Raw genomic sequence first — 17,282 nt, forward strand, 5'->3', positions numbered from 1 at the left:
CGTCCGCGCCTTCACCAGAACCGGGTGCCCGGCCCGCCCTTGAACGGGCCGACCACCATGGACGTGATCCATCCGCCGTAGAACCCGCCCTCCTGCGGCACGACCCGCTCGCCGTCGACGAAGCAGGCCTCCACGAGCGCCGGATAGAACGTGACGTAGCCGGCCATCGGACCGAACGCGGCGGTCGGGCGCGGGTAGGACCAGGCGGCGCGCGGGACGCGCACGCCCCCGGCGACGACGTCGAAATAGGCCGCCTGACCCTTCCATTCGCAGATCGAGCCGCCGCCGGCGGGCACCAGCACCCCCGGTTCGACATCGTCCGGGGGAAGATAGTAGGATGGCGGGTGCGAGGTCTCCAGGACGCGGAAGCCTCGGCGCGTGCGCGCGATGGGGCGCCCGTCGAGGACGACCTCGATCAGGCACTGCGTCGGCTCGCAGATCGCGGGGCGGGGAAAGTCCCAGACGCTCTCCTGCCCGGGCGCGGGGGGAATGGGAACGGGTCGCTGGAGCATGGTGCGCGTCTCGCTTCATCATTCGTTGGAATCGGATCGGAGTTCCCGGGGATCGGCGAACCCCGCCTCGTGCGGCTTTGCGCGTTGCCCTCCCTCCGGTGAACGGGTCGGATCGTCGCCCGTGCACCTGGAGGCGTCCCCATGCCCGACCCGAAGCTCGACCCGCGGCTCGACCGCGCGGCCTTCGCCCCGTCCCGCAGCTTCGTCCCGTCGAGCGCCGTGCGGGCGGCGCTCCCGCCGGTGGGCGTCGTGAGCGGCAAGCGCACCCGCATCGGCGAGGCGCTCGACCGGCTCGCGCCGGACGCCCCCGAATTCGAGCGCGAGGCGATCCTCGACCACGCGCTCGACAGCCGCGGACTGGCGGGCGCGAGCCCGGAGACCGCCGCCTGGCTCTCCTTGGTCTCCTACGTCCGCCACGTGCTGACGGATTACGACGCGCTGCTGGCGGAGGGCTACGACCGCGACAGCGCCCGCCACTTCGTCGCCGACGAGACCGCCGAGATCCTCGCGTCCTGGGGCTGCCGCCGCCCACTGGAGGGGTGACCCCGGGGTCCTCCCCACCGGCGACAGCCGAAACGGCACGCGTCGAGCCGCGGGACCCCGCCCCTGGCTCGCTCGCTCGCCGTCCCCGCCCCGAGGGGGCGGGAGCGTCACGGCCTGCAGAACAGGTCGGCGTGGCCGATCGTGGCCGCGGTGGCGGCGACGCGGGCGACGCGCCAGACCTCGACCTCCGCCGGCGCGAGCCGCCCCGTCTCCGCCACTGCGGACGCCTGCCCCTCGGCGAGCGCCCGGATCAGGGCCGCATCGCGCGGGGCCACGAGCCGCCAGGGGCTCGATCCGAGATGCGTGGCGTACCCCTCGCCCGCGAAGGCGGAGGCGAGATGGCGGGTCGCGGCGGGGCCGGCGGCGACGCCGAAGCCCTTGTCCTCGCCCTGGTGCGCCACGAAGGCGGCGCGGAACGCCGCGTCGAGCGGATGCGCCGGCTCCCAGGTCTCGCGCCCGTCGTAGGTGAGAACCGTGTGGAACAAGGCGCGGCGCGCCGCGACCGCCCCGGCGAAGCGGGCGATGAAGGCCTCCCCGCACAGGTCGAACAGCGCCGCGGCGGTGACGAGGTCGGGCGCCTCGCCGAGCGCCGCGTCGAGATCGCCCGCGAGATCCGCCTGCGCGAAGGTCACGTCGACCAGCCGCCCGTCCTTCTCGAGCCGCAGGCCGTCCGCCCCGTCCGCGCGGACGACGTCCGCCCAGGCGGCCAGCCGGGCGCGGGCGCCGTCGAGGAGCGCCGCGTCGTAGTCGACCAGCCGCCAGGACTGCCGCGCCGGCAGCGCGCGGTAGAGGCCGCGCAGGTTCGAGCCGAGCCCGCAGCCGAGATCGACCACCCGGACGCTCTCGCGATCCGCGAGGCAGGAGGCGAGGCGCGCCTCGAGCCCGCGGTCGCGGGCGCGGTGGTCGGCGGGCTCGCGCAGGTCGAGCCAATCGGGCGAGAAGCCGCTCATCCATCCGTCTCCAGGCTCTGGCGCAAGGCGTCGGCGATGCGCGCCGCGGTGTCGTCCCAGCGCGGCAGGGCCGCGCCGGCGTCCCAGGCCGCGGCGGCCAGCCGCGCGCGGGTGTCGGGCTCGTCGATCAGCCGCGCCAGGGCCGCGGCGAGCGTGTCGACGTCGCCGGGGGGGACCTTCAGCGCGGCGGCGTCCGGCACCGTCTCGGCGGCTGCCCCGCCGGTCGAGGCGACCATCGGCAGCCCGCGCGCCATCGCCTCCGCCAGCACCATGCCGTAGCCCTCGTAGAGGGAGGCGGAAACGAACACGTCGCTCCGCCCGAGCAGTCCATCGCGCGTCGCGGCGTCGACGGCGCCGGTGAAGCGGACGCGCTCCGCGAGGCCGGCCGCCTCCGCCTGCCGGCGCAGCGCCGCCGCGGTGGCGGGATCGCGATCCGTCGGGCCGACGATCGCGAGGGTCCAGGGCCTGTCGGCGAGGCGGGCGAGCGCGGCGATCAGCACGTCGAAGCCCTTGCGCGGGGAGATCGCGCCGACGGCGATCAGGGCCGGTGGTGCACCCGTCGGCGCCCCCGTCGCCCGCGCTGCCGGCTCGGTGCCGGGCACGGCGACGCTCAGGCGCTCGGGACGCACGCCGTAGTCGGCGACGAGCGTGCGCGCGGTCGTCGGGCTCGCCGCGACGATCCGCGTCGCCCGCGCCAGCGCCCGCCGCTCGCTCTCGGCGAGCGCCGCGGCACGCCCGGGGGAGAGCCCGGTCTCGAGCGCGAGCGGATGATGGACGAGCGCCACGAGGGGTCGCGCCAGGGCGTCGAGAGTCGCCGCCGGCAAGGCGCCGTAGGCGAGCCCGTCGACGAGGAGCGCCGCATCGGCGGGAACGCCCGCGAGGAGCCGGGCGCTCTCGACGACGTCGCGCGTCGTCGGATGCGGGAAGCCGTCCGGCAGGCGCAGGACGGTCGCCTCGACGCCGTGATCCGGCAGCCGCGCCAGCACCGCGCGCGCGTACGCGTATCCCCCGGTCGCCGTCTCCAGCGCGCCGGGGATGGCGAAGGCCGCCGCGAGCGGGGCCGAGCCTGGGGAGGGCATCGTCAGAGCGCCGCCTCGTACCAGGCGCGCGCCACGTGGCTCTCCTCGATCGAGACGCGGATCTTCGCGATCGCCTCCCCGCCCGGCCCGAGCGCCCCCGCGCGGGCGGCGGCGGCCATGGCGTCGAAGACGTGCTTGCAGAGGAACTCGGTCGTCGTGTTGATGCCCGCGAACTCCGGCACCTCGTCGAGGTTCTTGTAGTTCAGCGGCCCGAGCGTCGCCTTCAGCGCCTCGTGGGCGCGGCCGATGTCGACGACGACGCCGTCGGGCGAGAGCGTCTCGCGGAAGAAGGCCACGTCGATGACGAAGGTCGCCCCGTGCAGCGCCTGGGCGGGCCCGAACAGGTCCCCCTCGAAGCTGTGGGCGATCATGATGTGGTCGCGGACCTCGACGGCGAACATGGGGAAGCCTCGTCGTGCGGTTTCAGGAATAGCGGATGGCGGTGGCGAGCCCCGGCGCGCCGGGAGCGAGCAGGCGCGGCAGTGCCCGCGGCAGGTCGTCGAAGGCGACCTCGTCGGTGATCAGCGCATCGAGGCGATCGTCGCCCAGGAGGTCGAGCGCCTTGGCGAGGCGCCGCGCATGGCTCCAGCGCCCGCGCCGGGCCGGCGCGACGCGCCCCACCTGGCTCGAGACGAGCGAGAGCCGCGCCGAGTGGAAGCGCGCGCCGAGTGAGACCTCCGTCGTCGCCTCGCCGTACCAGGACAGCTCGACGACGCGCGCCTCGTCGCCCGCGCAGGCGAGGGCGCAGGCGAGCCCCGCCGAGGTCGCCGAGGTGTGGACCACGAGATCGGCGTCGCCCGGCGAATCGAGCGGCTTGGCGAAGCGGCAGCCGAGCGCCTCGGCGACGGCGCGGCGGGAGAGGTCGACGTCGACGAGCGTCACCTCGGCACCGGGCAGCCGCGCCGCGAGCGCCGCGACGAGGCAGCCGACGACGCCGGCGCCGACGACGACGATCCGGTCCCCGGGGCCGGCGCCGCCGTCCCAGAGCGCGTTGAGCGCGGTCTCCATGTTGGCGGCGAGCACCGCGCGGCGCGCGGGAACGTGATCGGGCACGGGCTGGACGAGGGCCTCGGGAGCGTCGAAGAGGGTCTCATGCGGCGCGAGCGCGAAGACGATCCTCCCCACGAGCCCGGCCGGGCCGTCCTCCACGACGCCCACCGCGTTGTAGCCGTACTTCACCGGGAACGGGAACGCGCCCTCCTGCAGCGGCGCCCGCATGCGCGCGTGTTCCGAGGCGGGCACCCGCCCCTCGGACACGAGCCGCTCGGTGCCGCGGCTGAGGCCGCTCCAGAGCGTGCGGATGCGCAGGTCCCCGGGCTTTTTCGTCGCAATCGCCCGCTCGCGCAGAACCGCGCGCCCGCGACCGACGTACCAGAGAGCGCGTGCCGTCGCCTCCGGCGGCGCGTCCGTCACGGCGTCTCTCCCATTCGTCTCGCCGTCGCGCGGCATGGCACCTCCAGCGTCTTCCCGAGGACGGCTCGATGAACGATCTCGTGCGCCCGACCCTGCTGACCGGATCCCGCGCCCTCGAGGGGTGCGCGGACGGCCGCGCGGCGGGCGCGGTTCCTTCCCATACGGTCGAGCCGCCTGTCCAGACCAACACGATCCAGACCAACGCGATCCGGACCGATACGCACGCGGGACGCCGGTTCGTCGTCGCGGGGCTCACCCTCGCGGGCTTCCTCGCCCTGACGATCCCCGCGATCGCGATCCTCGCAGCGGACGGGCTCGGGGCGCTCGACGTCGTGATGCTGGCCGCCTTCGCGCTCGCCGCTCCCTGGACGGTGCTCGGCCTCGTCAACGCCGGGATCGGCTTTTCGATCGCCCGGCTGGCGCGCGACCCCTTCGCGCACGTGGCGCCCTTCGCCGCCGCCGGCGATGCCGCCACGCCGATTCGCGGGCGCGTCGCCGTGTTCATGACGCTGCGCAACGAGGACGCCGCGCGGGCGATCCGGCGGCTCGCGATCGTGCGCGACAGCCTCGCGGCGACGGGCGAGGGCGGCGCCTTCGACTGGTACGTGCTGAGCGACACCTCCGACCCGACGATCGCGGCGCGCGAGGAGAGCGAGGTCGCCGCCTGGCGCGCCGCCGCCGGGCCCGGCACGCGGATCGTCTACCGTCGGCGCACGCACAATGTCGGCTTCAAGGCCGGCAACGTGCGCGACTTCCTGGAGCGGTGGGGTGCGCGCTACGACCTCATGCTGCCGCTGGACGCCGACAGCCTGATGTCCGGCGCGGAGATCGTCCGCATGACGCGCATCCTCGAGGCGCATCCCGAGATCGGTATCCTCCAGAGCCTCGTCGTCGGCGCGCCCTCCACGAGTGCGTTCGCGCGCATCTTCCAGTTCGGCATGCGCCAGGGCATGCGCCCCTTCACGCTCGGCGCGGCCTGGTGGACGGGGGACTGCGGACCCTACTGGGGCCACAACGCGCTGGTGCGCGTCGCGCCCTTCCGGGAGCATTGCCGCCTCCCGACCCTATCCGGGCGCGGGCCGCTCGCGGGCGCCGTGCTCTCGCACGACCAGATCGAGGCCGTGCTGATGCGCCGCGCCGGCTGGGAGGTGCGGGTGCTGCCGCGGGAAGGCGGCTCCTGGGAGGACAATCCGCCGACCTTCCTCGACTTCTCCAAGCGTGACCTGCGCTGGTGCCAGGGGAACCTGCAATACCTCCATCCCAGGCTCCTCGGCATGACGGGCCTCGCGCCGACGAGCCGGCTTCAGCTCGTCTTCGCCATCATGATGTTCGCCGCCGTGCCGGCGATGACGCTGATCCTGGCGCTCGCGCCGGTTCTCGCGGCGACGACGGATCCAGCGACCTTCCCCGTCGGCGCGGCGCTCGGCTTCTACGCCGCCTTCCTCGCCCTGTCCCTCGCGCCGCGCGCACTCGGCGTGCTCGACGTCGCGCTGACCCCCGGAGGCATGGCGGCGTATGGCGGGCGGCGGCGCTTCCTCGCGAGCGCGGTGCTGGAATTCGTGTTCTCAGCCTTTCTCGGCGCCGCCGCCTCGCTGCGGTTGACGCTGTTCATGATCGGGCTCGCCTTCGGCCGCGCCACGGTCTGGAACGGCCAGGCGCGGGACGCGCACGGCCTCTCCTGGCGCGACGCGGCGCGCGGCCTCTGGACGACGACGGCCTTCGGCGTCGCGGTGATGGGGCTCGTCCTCGCGCTGATCCCCGCCGCGTGGCCGGTCGCACTGGTGATGTGCGCCGGCTATCTTCTCGCCGTCCCCTTCGCCGTCGTCACCGCCGAGCCCGCTTTCGGCCGCGTGCTCGCCCGCGCCGGTCTGTGCGCGATCCCCGAGGAGATCGCGCCGCCGCCGGAGATCGCCGCGCTCGCGCGCGGGGAGATCTCGCCGCAAGAGGGGGCGCGTGCCGGGCCGGCGCCGTCGCGGGTCGCCGCATGAGCCCCCGCGCCAAGGCGATCGGGCGCTCGCTGCGCCTCTATCACGGCGATCCGGCGCGTGCCTCTGCGCTGGACGCGCTCTACCGGCCGTTCGTGCCCGAGGGGGGGCTCGCCTTCGACGTCGGCGCGCACGTGGGCGACCGGACCGCCTCCTTCCGCCGGCTCGGGGCGCGCGCCGTCGCGCTCGAGCCGCAGCCGGCGTGCTTCCGGGCCCTGCGGCTGATCCACGGGCGCGATCCGCGGGTGACGCTCGTCGCCGCCGCTTGCGGGGACGCGAGCGGAGAGGTGCGGCTTCGGGTCAACAGCGCCAACCCCACCGTCTCCACCGCCTCCACCGGCTTCGTCGAGGCCGCCGTCGGCGCGCCGGGCTGGGAGGGGCAGGCCTGGGACGAGGAGATCGTCGTGCCCTGCCTGACGCTCGACGCGCTGGTCGCGGCCCACGGCCGGCCGGATTTCGTCAAGATCGACGTCGAGGGCTTCGAGGACCGGGTGCTGGCCGGCCTGTCCTTCGCGATCCCGTCGCTCTCCTTCGAGTTCACGACGATCGCCCGCGGCGTCGCCCATCGCTGCCTCGCGCGCCTCGCCGGGCTCGGCAACTACCGCTTCGCCCTCTCGCTCGGGGAGAGCGCGACGCTCGAGGCACCGGGCTGGATGGAGGCCGTGGCCATGGCCGAGCGGCTCGACGGGCTGCCCCACGCGGCCAACTCGGGGGACGTCTACGCCGCGCTCGTGCCGCCGGCTTGAGGGGCCGACGCCGGGATCGGTCGCGTCAGCGGCTCTGCGCCAGCAGCAGGATGGCCGTCTTGGCGCCGCGCCCGTCGGCGCCGAGCGCGAAACCGTAGCGGTCGAGATCCGCGTCGACGAGAATGTCTCGCCGGTTCTCCGACCACTGCTCGACGAAGCGCTCCACGTCGTCGCGGGTCGGCTCGGCGCCGCATCCCGAGCAGGTGGCGACGAGGGCGCGCACCTGCGCGAAGCGCGCGCCGGCTTCTCCCCGCAGGGCCGCGCCGAGATCGAGCGCCGGCGGCTCCAGGCTCGCGCCGCCGTCGGGCAGGAGGTCGCTTGCGGCGGCGGTCAGCGCCGCGTCGGCCTGGAGCGGCGGCACGCCGGCCGCCTCGCGCAGGGCGCCGATCGTCTCCCCCGCGGCATCGACACCGGACTGTGGATCGAGCGGATCGCCGGCCGCTTCGCCGGGCCCGCCGGGCCCGGCGAAGGTCTGGACCGCCAGCGTGCGCCGGCTCGCCGGATCGGCGGCGATGCCGAAGCCGAAGCGCGTCAGCCCCTCGCGCAGGATGTTGGCGCGGTGCCCCGGGCTCTCCATCCAGCCGCGATGCATGGCCTCGACGCGATCCTCGCCCGGCGGAACCGGGCAGCCCTCGCAGACACCGAGGTTCTCCGCCACGATCTCGCTCGTAGCCCCGCCCGCCGCGCGGAAGCGGTCGCCGACGGTCTCGCCCTCCGGCGAGGCGTGAGCGAAGTAGTCGCGCGCCAGCATGTCCTCGGCATGGCCCTGGGCGATGGCGTCGAGCGTGTCCCCGGGCTCCAGCGGCGCGAGGCCCGCCTCCTCCCGCGAGGCGTTCACCTCCGCGAGCGCCTCGGCCCGCAGGGCGGGGAGATCACCGGTGGCGACGTCCTGGGCGGTGGCGGGGAGGACGAGGGGAACGGCGAGGAGAGTGGCGGCGAGGAGAGTGCCGGCGAGCGTGGCGGGTCGTAGCTGGGCGGTCGGGACTGTCATGGCGCGTCAACGGTCGAACCGCCCCGGCGGTTCGTGCAGCGACTAAACCGCCGTCCGCCGCCTCAGCGCCGCCGACAGCGTCCCCTCGTCGAGATAGTCCAGCTCGCCGCCCACCGGCACGCCGTGGGCGAGGCGGGTGACGCTCACCGGAAGCCCGGCGAGCGCCTCCGTGAGGTAGTGCGCCGTGGTCTGGCCGTCGACGGTGGCCGGCAGCGCCACGATCACCTCGCGCACGGCCGGGTCCTGCGCGCGGGCGAGGAGGCCGGCGATGGCGAGCTGCTCCGGGCCGATCCCGTCGAGTGCCGACAGCACGCCGCCGAGCACGTGGTAGCGCACGTGCAGCGCCCCCGCCCGCTCGAGCGCCCAGAGGTCGGAGACGTCCTCCACCACGACGAGGATCGACGGGTCGCGGCTCGGGTCCGCGCACACCGCGCAGGGGTCGGAGGTGTCGACGTTGCCGCAGGTCGCGCACACGACGACCCGCTCGGCTGCGACGCGCATCGCCTCCGCCAGCGGCACGAGCAGCCCCTCGCGCTTCTGCAAGAGCGCCAGCGACGCTCGCCGCGCCGAGCGGGGCCCGAGGCCCGGCAGGCGCGCGAGGAGCTGGATCAGGCGCTCGATCTCGGGGCCGGCGACGCCGCGGGCCATGGCTCTGGGCTCTCGAACGGGGGACGGAGGTGTCAGAACAGCTTCATGCCCGGGGGCAGCGGCAGGCCCTTGGTGATCTCGGACATGCGCTCCTGCATCGCCCGCTCGGCCTTGACGCGCCCGTCGTTGCAGGCGGCGACGATGAGATCCTCGAGGATCTCGGTCTCGTCGGGGACCATCAGCGAGCGGTCGATGGTCACGCCCTTGAGCGCACCCTTGCCGGAGAGCCGCACGGTGACGGCGCCGCCGCCGGCCTGGCCCTCGACGATCATCTCCTCGAGCTCGGCCTGCGTCTCCTGCATCTTCTCCTGCATGGCCTGGGCCTGCTTCATCAGCCCCATCAGGTCCTTCATGGCGTGCCCTCCTCTCGCTCGCCCGGCGCCTCTCGCGAGACCGTGCGCTGGCGCGCGACGGTGTCGCGCAGCGCCGCCTCCTCGGCCGCGTCGTCGTCCATATGGCGCTTTCTGAGCCGTCGCACCAGGAGGAGGATCACCGCGAGGACGATCGGCACCGCGATCGCCGTGCCGACATAGGGCTCCACCGGCACGCCGCTCTCCGAGAGGCCGCGCAGGACGTAGAAGATCAGCCCCGTGATGTAGTAGGTGATCGCCGCCGCCGAGAGCCCCTCGACGGTCTGCTGGAGCCGCAGCTGGATGCGGGCGCGCTCGTTCATGGCGCGCAGGAGGTCGCGGTTCTGGCTCTCCAGCTCGATGTCGATGCGCGTGCGCAAGAGCTGCGCGGCGCGGGTGAGCTTGCGCGAGAGGTTGGCCTGGCGCTCCTCCATGGAGGCGCAGGTGCGGATCGCCGGCTGCAGGCGGCGGTCGAGGAATTCCGACCAGGAGTCGAAGCCGGTGAGCGCCTTCTCCTCCAGCGCGCCGAGGCGAAGCCGGACCAGATCCGAATAGGCGCGGGTCGCGCCGAAGCGGAAGAGCGCCGCCGCCGCCCCCGATTCGAGTTCCGCGGCGAGCCGGGTGATCCGGTCGAGCAGCTCGCGATTGCGCTCGAGCCCGTCCGAGCGCTCCATCGCCGCCATCACCAGCGGCAGCTCGGTCTCGATGCGCCGCACCGAGGGACCGATGGCCTGCGCCTCCGGCAGGCCGAGCAGCGTCAGGGTGCGGTATGTCTCGACCTCGAGAACGCGCTGCACGATGGCGCCGGCCTGGGCGCGCTCCATGCCCTCGTCGACGACGAGGATGCGCACGAAGCCGTGCGCATCGGTGCGGAAGTCCGTGGCGATGGTCGCCGCCCCGCTCTCGACCTGCGCCGCGGCGAGGTGGACGTCGCCGAACACGCTCTGCGGCCCCTTAGGCAGGCTCGTCGCGGGGATGAGGTGGAGGTCGGCGGCCACCATCAGCGGTCCGGGCTGCGGGACGAGCCGCATGACGCCCATCAGCCCGTCGACCGCCGGGCGGAAGGGTTGCGGCGCCGGCGCGTCGGTGACGCTCGGGTCGCCGAACTCCCACGAGTAGGTCGTGAACTCGCTGTGGCTCTCCCAGCGCAGGAGCGTGCCCGAGAACACGACGCGGTGGTGCTTGGCCCCCGCCGCCGGCCCGTCGAGGCCCAGCTGCGCGCAGAAGGCCGCGAGCGCCTCGCGATCGCGCTGCGCCGCCTCGCCGTCCGTCATGAAGGCGTAGTGCAGGATGCGCCGGGGCGTCTCCATCGGTGCGGACGGCCGCGCGTGGACCTCGGCGAGCACTCGCGCGCGCAATTCGTGCGGTGTCAGATCGACCGCCATGAACCCTCGATGCCCCTCGGGACGCCAGCCCCGCCGCGCCACGCGGCGGCGCACAACGATGGGGGAAGCGGGGCCGGGGTGCAATGGGTAAGTCCGGCGGCGGCGCGCGGAAGCGGCGCCCGCGCCGGTGCAGATGGACGGAGGGCCGATCATGATCCATATTGCCCCCATACGTGCGGATTTTCCGCAGGATTGGCCCGAAAACGGCACTCCGGGAGCCGCGGGAGACAAGGTGCCATGCTCATCCGCTTCGGGGTCGCCAACCATCGCTCGATCCGCGAATACCAGGAGATCTCCTTCGTCGCGTCGTCGCTCAAGGGCGGGACGAGCCAGACCTTCGATGCGCCCGCCCTCAAGCAGCGCCTGCTGCCGGCGACGCTGATCTACGGCGCCAACGCCTCTGGCAAGTCGAACGTGCTCGGCGCCCTCGCCGAGATGCGCCGGCACGTGGTGGCCTCGTTTCGCAAGAACGAGCCGATGGGTCGGATCACCCGCACGCCCTTCGCGCTCGCGGAGCGGAACGACGCGCCGACGACGTTCGAGATCGAGCTCCTGCTCGGGGGCGTGCGCTACGCCTACGGCTTCGACGTGACCGACCGGGCCTTCACCCGCGAATGGCTCCACGCCTGGCCGCACGGCCACCGGCAGGTGTGGTTCGAGCGCGACGCCGAGGGGCCGATGCGGTTCGGGAAGGGGTTGAAGGGGGCGAACAGGGCGATCGAGGGGTTTCTGCGGCCGAATGCGTTGTTCTTGTCGACAGCGGCGCAGCATGGGCATGGGGGGTTGACTGCGATCCAGCAGTTCTTCACACGCGAGACGGTGCTCGACCTCGCTATTCAGGTCTACGCTTCGGATATCGAGCAATGGTTGAGCGCACCGCACGGTGAGGGGCTCGCTCGCTTCCTGCGTGAAGCGGACGTCGGCATCGAGCGGATCTACGAGCGACAGCAACCCTCAAAAGGAGGGACCGTCTTCCGCATTGTCGATGGAGGGTTGGAGCCTACCGATGAAGAGGCCTTCTTGACGTTCCACGGCTTCGCCCACAGGGGAGCCGATGGACGGACATTTGAGGTGGGCATCGAGGAGGAGAGCCGCGGAACGCTGCGAATGGGCTCTCTCGTGCTGAAGGCAAACGATGTGCTGGCAATCGGCGGCCTACTAGTCGTCGACGAGCTCGACGCCAGCCTCCACACCGACCTCGTCCTGCGGATCATCTCGCTATTCACCGATCCGCGGATCAACACCAAGGGCGCCCAGCTCCTCGCCACCACCCACGACACCAACCTCCTCGCCTCCGACATCCTGCGCCGCGACCAGATCTGGTTCACGGAGAAGGATCGCGAGGGCGCGACCACGCTCTACCCGCTCACCGACTTCCGCACCCGGCGGGAGGACGACATCGAGCGGGGGTATCTCGACGGGCGCTTCGGGGCGGTGCCCTATCTCGCGCCGCTCGAGGCCTTCGCGCGCAGAAGCGAGGAGAGCGCCGATGGGTAGGGGCGGCGGCCGGCTGTCGCGACGGCCGCCGCGCGAGACGCCGCGCCTCAAGATCACGCTCTTCTGCGAAGGCGAGGTGACCGAGCCGGCCTATCTCCGCCATATCGCGGCGGAGGTCCGGATCAAGCTCGACATCCGGCGCGCGGGCGGCAAGCCGGCAGAGCTGGTCGAGGCGGCGATCGCCGCGCGGCGCGCCGCGAAGGGGGAGGGTTTCGCGGGCGCGCACGAGATCTGGGTCGTCTTCGACTGCGACGAGCACCCGGGCGTCCCAGAGCTGCGCCGGCGGGCGGAGGCCAGCGACGTGCGCGTCGCCTACTCCGAGCCGTGCTTCGAGGTCTGGGCGCTGCTCCACATGGTGGAAGGGCTCGGCCCCATGACCTCGGCGCAGGCGGTCGAGCGCGTCTGCGAACGCTTTCCGGGCTACCGCCGGGCCAAGCTCCTCGATTACGATGCGATCCGGCCGCACCATGAGGACGCGGTCATCCGCGCCGGCCGCCTGCGCGCGGCCCGCGAGCAGGACGGCGCCACCAACCCCTATACCGACGTCGACGTCCTCGTGGAGTTGATCCGCGAAAACGGCCGCCCCTAGCCCCGCGCCCCCTCCGCCAGCACCCGCACCGCCTCCACCAGCGTCCGCACCGCCGCCCCCGCGTCCGCCGCCGTGATGCGCTCCGCCGGGTTGTGGCTCACCCCGCCTTCGCAGCGCACGAACAGCATGGCGGAGGGGCACAGGCGCGCCATGGCCACCGCGTCGTGGCCGGCGCCGGAGGGCAGGCGGATCGTTTCCTCGCCGGCGCGGGCGGCGCCGGTCTCCAGCGCCGCGGCGAGGTGCGCGTCCATGGCGGTGGCCGCCTGGTTCATGAAGCGCTCCTCGGCGAAGGCGACGCCGCGCCGCGCCGCGATGGCGCGGCAGCCCGAGACGATCTCCTCCACCAGCGCCGCACGCACGGCGTCGTCCGGCGCGCGGATGTCGAGGGTGAAGCGGGTGCGCGCGGGGATGACGTTGAGCGCGCCGGGCTCGACCGTGCACACGCCGACCGTCGCCACCGCGTCGCGGGCGGCGCTGCCTGCGCGCTCGACGAGGGCGATCATCTCGGCCGTGGCGGCGAGCGCGTCCCGGCGCATGCCCATCGGCACCGTGCCGGCGTGGCCCGCCATGCCCTCCACCGTGCAGCGCGCGCGGGTCGCGCCGTTGATGGCGGTCACGACACCGACCGCGAGGTCCTTCGCTTCCAACACCGGCCCCTGCTCGATGTGGACCTCGAGATAGCCGAGCGTGCGCGCCGGGTCGCGCGCGATGGCTCCGATGCCCGCCGGGTCGCAGCCGAACGCTCGAAGCGCGTCGCGCAGGGTGACGCCTTCGGCGTCCGCGCCGTCGAGCCATTCCGGACGGAAATCACCGGCGAGCGCCGAGGAGGAGGCGAGCGAGGTGGGGAAGCGCACGTTCTCCTCGTCGCCGAACGCGAGGATCTCGAGCGCGAAGGGCAGGTCCTCCGCGCGCAGCGCATCGGCCGCGAGGATGCCGCAGACGACGCCGAGCGGCCCGTCGTAGATGCCGGCGTTCACCACGCTGTCGATGTGCGAGCCGATCAGGAGCGTCGGCGCGTCGGACGTCGGTCCCTCGCGGCGGCCGACGATCGTGCCGAGCGCGTCGCGGGACACGGTGAGCCCCGCGTCGCGCATCAGGGCGGCGGTGGCGTCGGCGCAGGCGGCGTGGGCGGGGGAGAGGTAGAGGCGGGTGAGCCGGCCCGGCTCGTCGGTGTGGCGGGCGAGATCGGCGATCATCGCCATCGCCCGCGTGCCCATCTCGTCCACCCTCGCGTTCCCCGCCATGCTCTCCTCCCTCGCGTCTCGCCCGATCGATCGCGGCGCACGATGCGGGAGACGGGCCGGCTTGTCGACCGCCCGGAGGCCGGCGCATGCCCGCCCCGCGCGGGCCGGGTTCCGCAGTCCGTTGCATCGCGCCGCCGGAACGCTTAATTCACCGGCTCCCATGCTGAGGAAACGAGGCCGCCCCGTGACCCGCGCCTACCCGCCCGTCGAGCAGAACCCGAACTTCCCCGACCTCGAGCAGAAGGTCGCCGCGCGCTGGAAGAGCGAGCGGACGTTCGAGCGCTCGATCGCGCAGCGCAAGGAGGCGGGCGCGCCGGAATTCGTGTTCTACGACGGGCCCCCCTTCGCCAACGGCCTGCCGCACTACGGGCACCTCGTCACCGGCTTCGTGAAGGACCTGGTGCCGCGCTTCCAGACGATGAAGGGCAAGGCGGTGGACCGCCGCTTCGGCTGGGACTGCCACGGCCTGCCCGCCGAGCTGCATTCCGAGAAGGAGCTGAACCTCTCGGGCCGCCAGTCGATCGTCGAGTACGGCATCGAGCGCTTCAACGCGCATTGCCGCCGCTCGGTGCTGCAGTTCACCGACGACTGGGAGTACTACGTGACCCGCCAGGGCCGCTGGGTCGACTTCCGCAACGACTACAAGACCATGGACCGCTCCTTCATGGAGAGCGTGCTGTGGGCCTTCAAAACCCTCTGGGACAAGGGCCTGATCTACGAGGGCTACCGCGTCGTGCCCTATTCCTGGGCCGTGCAGACGCCGCTCTCGAACTTCGAGACACGCCTCGACAACTCGTATCGCATGCGCCAGGACCCGGCGCTGACGGTGGGCTTCACCCTCGACAAGGCGCCCGGCGAGGACATCGCGCCCAAGCTCTACGCCTGGACGACGACGCCCTGGACGCTGCCCTCGAACCTCGCGCTCGCGGTGAACGCGGATGCCGACTACGCCGTGCTGGCCAAGGGGGGCGAGCGCGCCATTGTCGCGCAGGCACGGATCGAGGCGTACAAGAAGGAGCTGGAGGGCTACGAGCAGGTCGGCACGCTGAAGGGCTCGGACCTCGTCGGGCGCCGCTACACGCCGCTCTTCCCCTTCTTCGCGGACGCGCCGAACGCCTTCCAGGTGATCGCGGGCGACTTCGTCGAACTCGGCGGCGGCACCGGCGTGGTGCACCTCGCCCCGGCCTTCGGCGAGGACGACATGCGGGTGGCGACCGCCGCCGGCATCCCGGTGATCGACCCGGTGGATCTCGCCGGCAACTTCACCGACCAGGTGCCGCCCTACGCCGGCAAGAACGTCTTCGAGGCCAACAAGGACATCATCCGCGACCTGAAGGAAGCGGGCCGCGTGCTGCGCCACGAGAGCTACGACCACTCCTACCCGCATTGCTGGCGCACGGACCAGCCCCTGATCTACAAGGCGGTCCAGTCCTGGTACGTGAAGGTCACCGCCTTCCGCGACCGGATGGTGGAGCTGAACCGGGACATCCGCTGGGTGCCGGACCATGTGCGCGACGGGCTGTTCGGCAAGTGGCTCGAGAACGCGCACGACTGGAACATCTCGCGCAACCGCTTCTGGGGCTCGCCGCTGCCGGTGTGGAAGTCCGACGACCCGAACTATCCGCGCGTCGACGTCTACGGCTCGATCGCGGAGCTGGAGCGGGACTTCGGGGTCAAGCTCGAGGATCTGCATCGCCCGATGATCGACCAGCTGACGCGCCCCAACCCCGACGACCCGACCGGCAAGTCCACGATGCGCCGGATCGAGGACGTGTTCGACTGCTGGTTCGAGTCCGGGTCCATGCCGTTCGCCCAGGTGCACTACCCGTTCGAGAACAAGGACTGGTTCGAGAGCCACTTCCCCGGCGACTTCATCGTCGAATACGTCGCGCAAACGCGGGGCTGGTTCTACACCTTGATGGTGCTCTCGACCGCGCTGTTCGATCGTGCGCCGTTCAAGAGCTGCATCTGCCACGGCGTCGTGCTCGACGAGAACAAGCAGAAGCTCAGTAAGCGCCTGAAGAACTATCCCGACCCGGTCGACGTGTTCGACACCCACGGGGCGGACGCGCTGCGCTGGTACATGGTCTCCTCGCCGCTGCTCGCCGGCGGCGACCTCGCCATGCCCAAGGACGGGCGCGCCATCGCCGAGACCGTGCGGCAGGTGATGCTGCCTCTGTGGAACGCGTTCTACTTCTTCACGCTCTACGCCAACACCGACGGCGTGAAGGGCACGTTCCGCACCGACGCGACGGGCGAGCTCGACCGCTACATCCTGTCGAAGACCGGCGACTTCGTGCGCGCCGTCGACAGCGCGATGGAGACGCTCGACATCCCCCGCGCCACGGCGGCCTACCTGCCCTTCATCGACACGCTGAACAACTGGTACATCCGCCGCTCGCGCGACCGGTTCTGGGGATCGGAGATCACCCAGGACAAACGCGACGCCTACGACACGCTCTACACCGTGCTCGTCACCGCGACGCGGACGCTGGCGCCCTTCCTGCCGTTCCTCACCGAGCACATGCACGCGGTGCTCTGCGACGACGCGAGCGTCCACCTCGCCGACTGGCCGGACGCCGCCGCGCTTCCGGCGGACGCCGAGCTCGTGCGACGCATGGACCTCGCGCGCGAGGTCTGCTCGGCGGCGCTGTCGATCCGCACCGACAAGGGCCTGCGCGTGCGCCAGCCCCTTCGGTCGCTCACCGTGGCCTATGCGGACTGCGCCACGCTCGAGCCGATGCGCGCGCTGATCGCCGACGAGGTGAACGTCAAGGAGGTCCGCCTCGTCGACGATCCCGGCCGCTTCGGCAAGACCGTGGTCGCCGTCGACCCCAAGGTCGGCAAGCGCCTCGGCAAGGCGCTCGGCGCCGTGCGCAAGGCCGGGCTCGCGGGCGCCTGGACGCCGGGCGAGGCCGGCCGCGTCGTCGTCGAGGGCGCGATCGTCGAGCCGGGCGAGTTCGAGTTCCGCTTCGAGGCCGAGGGCGGCGTCGACGCCATGCCCTTCGCGTCGGGCACCGGCGTCGTCGTGCTCGACACGACGCTCGACGCCGCGCTGGAGCGCGAGGGCGTCGCCCGCGACCTGATCCGCCTCGTCCAGACCGCGCGCAAGGACGCCGGGCTCGACGTCGCCGACCGGATCGTGCTCGAGCTCCGTGGGCAGGCCGGTGTCCGCGAGGAGGTCGCGGCCTTCGCGGACATGCTCGCCGGCGAGACGCTCGCCACCTCCGTGCGCTGGACGGACGGCACGCCCGCCGGATTCCTCGCGCAGGGACCGCTCAAGGGCGGCGAGATCGAGATCGGGGTCGCCAAGGCGGGGTGAGAGGGCCGCTCCCGCCCCATCGGGGCGG

Annotated in this window: 16 protein-coding genes; 6 read left to right on the forward strand and 10 right to left on the reverse strand. The window is 72.9% G+C overall.

Features of this window, described 5'->3' with window-relative positions; genetic code table 11:
* Positions 1-11 precede the first annotated feature (11 nt).
* On the reverse strand, positions 12-512 hold the full coding sequence (locus AB9M23_RS12975; RefSeq protein ID WP_372424975.1) for a DUF427 domain-containing protein: 501 nt from the start codon (positions 510-512) through the stop codon (positions 12-14).
* Positions 513-731: 219 nt separating this feature from the next.
* On the opposite strand from AB9M23_RS12975, the gene AB9M23_RS12980 reads away from it, so the two are divergent.
* Positions 732-1,055, forward strand: coding sequence for a DUF2293 domain-containing protein (locus tag AB9M23_RS12980; RefSeq protein ID WP_372425112.1), 324 nt, complete (start codon positions 732-734; stop codon positions 1,053-1,055).
* Between the two features lie 107 nt (positions 1,056-1,162).
* Here the strand turns inward: AB9M23_RS12980 and AB9M23_RS12985 are convergent, their stop codons facing one another.
* The 4 genes from AB9M23_RS12985 to AB9M23_RS13000 are packed head-to-tail and all read right to left on the reverse strand — an operon-like array spanning position 1,163 to position 4,497.
* Positions 1,163-2,005 (reverse strand): class I SAM-dependent methyltransferase, encoded by an 843-nt coding sequence (locus AB9M23_RS12985; protein WP_372424976.1) that lies wholly within the window; start codon positions 2,003-2,005, stop codon positions 1,163-1,165.
* Entirely contained in the window at positions 2,002-3,084 is a 1,083-nt protein-coding gene (locus AB9M23_RS12990) for a glycosyltransferase family 4 protein (protein ID WP_372424977.1), read from the reverse strand. The genes AB9M23_RS12985 and AB9M23_RS12990 overlap by 4 nt, the downstream gene beginning before the upstream one ends.
* 2 nt (positions 3,085-3,086) lie before the next feature.
* Complete coding sequence (locus tag AB9M23_RS12995) at positions 3,087-3,485, reverse strand: 6-pyruvoyl trahydropterin synthase family protein (RefSeq protein WP_372424978.1); 399 nt, start codon at positions 3,483-3,485, stop codon at positions 3,087-3,089.
* A gap of 22 nt (positions 3,486-3,507) precedes the next feature.
* Entirely contained in the window at positions 3,508-4,497 is a 990-nt protein-coding gene (locus tag AB9M23_RS13000; RefSeq protein ID WP_372424979.1) for a zinc-dependent alcohol dehydrogenase, read from the reverse strand.
* Positions 4,498-4,565: 68 nt separating this feature from the next.
* Here AB9M23_RS13000 and mdoH point away from each other — a divergent pair, with 68 nt between their 5' ends.
* Positions 4,566-6,485, forward strand: coding sequence for a glucans biosynthesis glucosyltransferase MdoH (gene mdoH, locus AB9M23_RS13005; protein WP_372424980.1), 1,920 nt, complete (start codon positions 4,566-4,568; stop codon positions 6,483-6,485).
* Complete coding sequence (locus AB9M23_RS13010; protein ID WP_372424981.1) at positions 6,482-7,228, forward strand: FkbM family methyltransferase; 747 nt, start codon at positions 6,482-6,484, stop codon at positions 7,226-7,228. Before mdoH ends, AB9M23_RS13010 begins: the two co-directional genes overlap by 4 nt.
* 25 nt (positions 7,229-7,253) lie before the next feature.
* On the opposite strand, the gene AB9M23_RS13015 is transcribed toward AB9M23_RS13010, so the two are convergent.
* From AB9M23_RS13015 to AB9M23_RS13030, 4 genes are read right to left on the reverse strand one after another with little or no spacing between them, the layout of a single operon-like run.
* On the reverse strand, positions 7,254-8,219 hold the full coding sequence (locus AB9M23_RS13015; protein WP_372424982.1) for a CAP domain-containing protein: 966 nt from the start codon (positions 8,217-8,219) through the stop codon (positions 7,254-7,256).
* A 42-nt stretch (positions 8,220-8,261) separates the two neighbouring features.
* Positions 8,262-8,867 (reverse strand): recombination mediator RecR, encoded by a 606-nt coding sequence (gene recR / locus AB9M23_RS13020; RefSeq protein ID WP_372424983.1) that lies wholly within the window; start codon positions 8,865-8,867, stop codon positions 8,262-8,264.
* Positions 8,868-8,899: 32 nt separating this feature from the next.
* Positions 8,900-9,220: a YbaB/EbfC family nucleoid-associated protein gene (locus AB9M23_RS13025; RefSeq protein WP_372424984.1), complete on the reverse strand. Its 321-nt coding sequence runs from the start codon at positions 9,218-9,220 to the stop codon at positions 8,900-8,902.
* Positions 9,217-10,602, reverse strand: a complete 1,386-nt coding sequence (locus tag AB9M23_RS13030) for a DUF3422 family protein (protein WP_372424985.1) — start codon at positions 10,600-10,602, stop codon at positions 9,217-9,219. The genes AB9M23_RS13025 and AB9M23_RS13030 overlap by 4 nt, the downstream gene beginning before the upstream one ends.
* On the opposite strand from AB9M23_RS13030, the gene AB9M23_RS13035 reads away from it, so the two are divergent.
* Together AB9M23_RS13035 and AB9M23_RS13040 are read left to right on the forward strand one after the other, a co-directional pair.
* Positions 10,546-12,099, forward strand: a complete 1,554-nt coding sequence (locus tag AB9M23_RS13035; protein WP_372424986.1) for an AAA family ATPase — start codon at positions 10,546-10,548, stop codon at positions 12,097-12,099. The two genes, AB9M23_RS13030 and AB9M23_RS13035, sit on opposite strands and share 57 nt — an antisense overlap.
* The gene (locus AB9M23_RS13040) at positions 12,092-12,688 is read left to right on the forward strand and encodes an RloB family protein (protein ID WP_372424987.1); all 597 of its coding nucleotides are present in this window, start codon (positions 12,092-12,094) and stop codon (positions 12,686-12,688) included. Before AB9M23_RS13035 ends, AB9M23_RS13040 begins: the two co-directional genes overlap by 8 nt.
* On the opposite strand, the gene AB9M23_RS13045 is transcribed toward AB9M23_RS13040, so the two are convergent.
* Positions 12,685-13,932: an allantoate amidohydrolase gene (locus AB9M23_RS13045; protein ID WP_372424988.1), complete on the reverse strand. Its 1,248-nt coding sequence runs from the start codon at positions 13,930-13,932 to the stop codon at positions 12,685-12,687. The two genes, AB9M23_RS13040 and AB9M23_RS13045, sit on opposite strands and share 4 nt — an antisense overlap.
* A 184-nt stretch (positions 13,933-14,116) precedes the next feature.
* Here AB9M23_RS13045 and ileS point away from each other — a divergent pair, with 184 nt between their 5' ends.
* Positions 14,117-17,254 (forward strand): isoleucine--tRNA ligase, encoded by a 3,138-nt coding sequence (gene ileS / locus AB9M23_RS13050; RefSeq protein ID WP_372424989.1) that lies wholly within the window; start codon positions 14,117-14,119, stop codon positions 17,252-17,254.
* Positions 17,255-17,282: the final 28 nt, after the last annotated feature.

This window comes from Salinarimonas chemoclinalis, assembly GCF_041514305.1.
GTDB lineage: Bacteria > Pseudomonadota > Alphaproteobacteria > Rhizobiales > Beijerinckiaceae > Salinarimonas > Salinarimonas chemoclinalis.

What these genes read in the sequence shown, in the direction of transcription:
- AB9M23_RS13030 (WP_372424985.1), bottom strand. Translation starts at nt 10,602, where the DNA reads ATGGCGGTCGATCTGACACCGCACGAATTGCGCGCGCGAGTGCTCGCC.
- AB9M23_RS13010 (WP_372424981.1), top strand. Translation starts at nt 6,482, where the DNA reads ATGAGCCCCCGCGCCAAGGCGATCGGGCGCTCGCTGCGCCTCTATCAC.
- AB9M23_RS13045 (WP_372424988.1), bottom strand. Translation starts at nt 13,932, where the DNA reads ATGGCGGGGAACGCGAGGGTGGACGAGATGGGCACGCGGGCGATGGCG.
- AB9M23_RS12990 (WP_372424977.1), bottom strand. Translation starts at nt 3,084, where the DNA reads ATGCCCTCCCCAGGCTCGGCCCCGCTCGCGGCGGCCTTCGCCATCCCC.
- AB9M23_RS12985 (WP_372424976.1), bottom strand. Translation starts at nt 2,005, where the DNA reads ATGAGCGGCTTCTCGCCCGATTGGCTCGACCTGCGCGAGCCCGCCGAC.
- recR (WP_372424983.1), bottom strand. Translation starts at nt 8,867, where the DNA reads ATGGCCCGCGGCGTCGCCGGCCCCGAGATCGAGCGCCTGATCCAGCTC.
- AB9M23_RS13025 (WP_372424984.1), bottom strand. Translation starts at nt 9,220, where the DNA reads ATGAAGGACCTGATGGGGCTGATGAAGCAGGCCCAGGCCATGCAGGAG.
- AB9M23_RS13040 (WP_372424987.1), top strand. Translation starts at nt 12,092, where the DNA reads ATGGGTAGGGGCGGCGGCCGGCTGTCGCGACGGCCGCCGCGCGAGACG.
- mdoH (WP_372424980.1), top strand. Translation starts at nt 4,566, where the DNA reads ATGAACGATCTCGTGCGCCCGACCCTGCTGACCGGATCCCGCGCCCTC.
- AB9M23_RS12975 (WP_372424975.1), bottom strand. Translation starts at nt 512, where the DNA reads ATGCTCCAGCGACCCGTTCCCATTCCCCCCGCGCCCGGGCAGGAGAGC.
- AB9M23_RS12995 (WP_372424978.1), bottom strand. Translation starts at nt 3,485, where the DNA reads ATGTTCGCCGTCGAGGTCCGCGACCACATCATGATCGCCCACAGCTTC.
- AB9M23_RS13015 (WP_372424982.1), bottom strand. Translation starts at nt 8,219, where the DNA reads ATGACAGTCCCGACCGCCCAGCTACGACCCGCCACGCTCGCCGGCACT.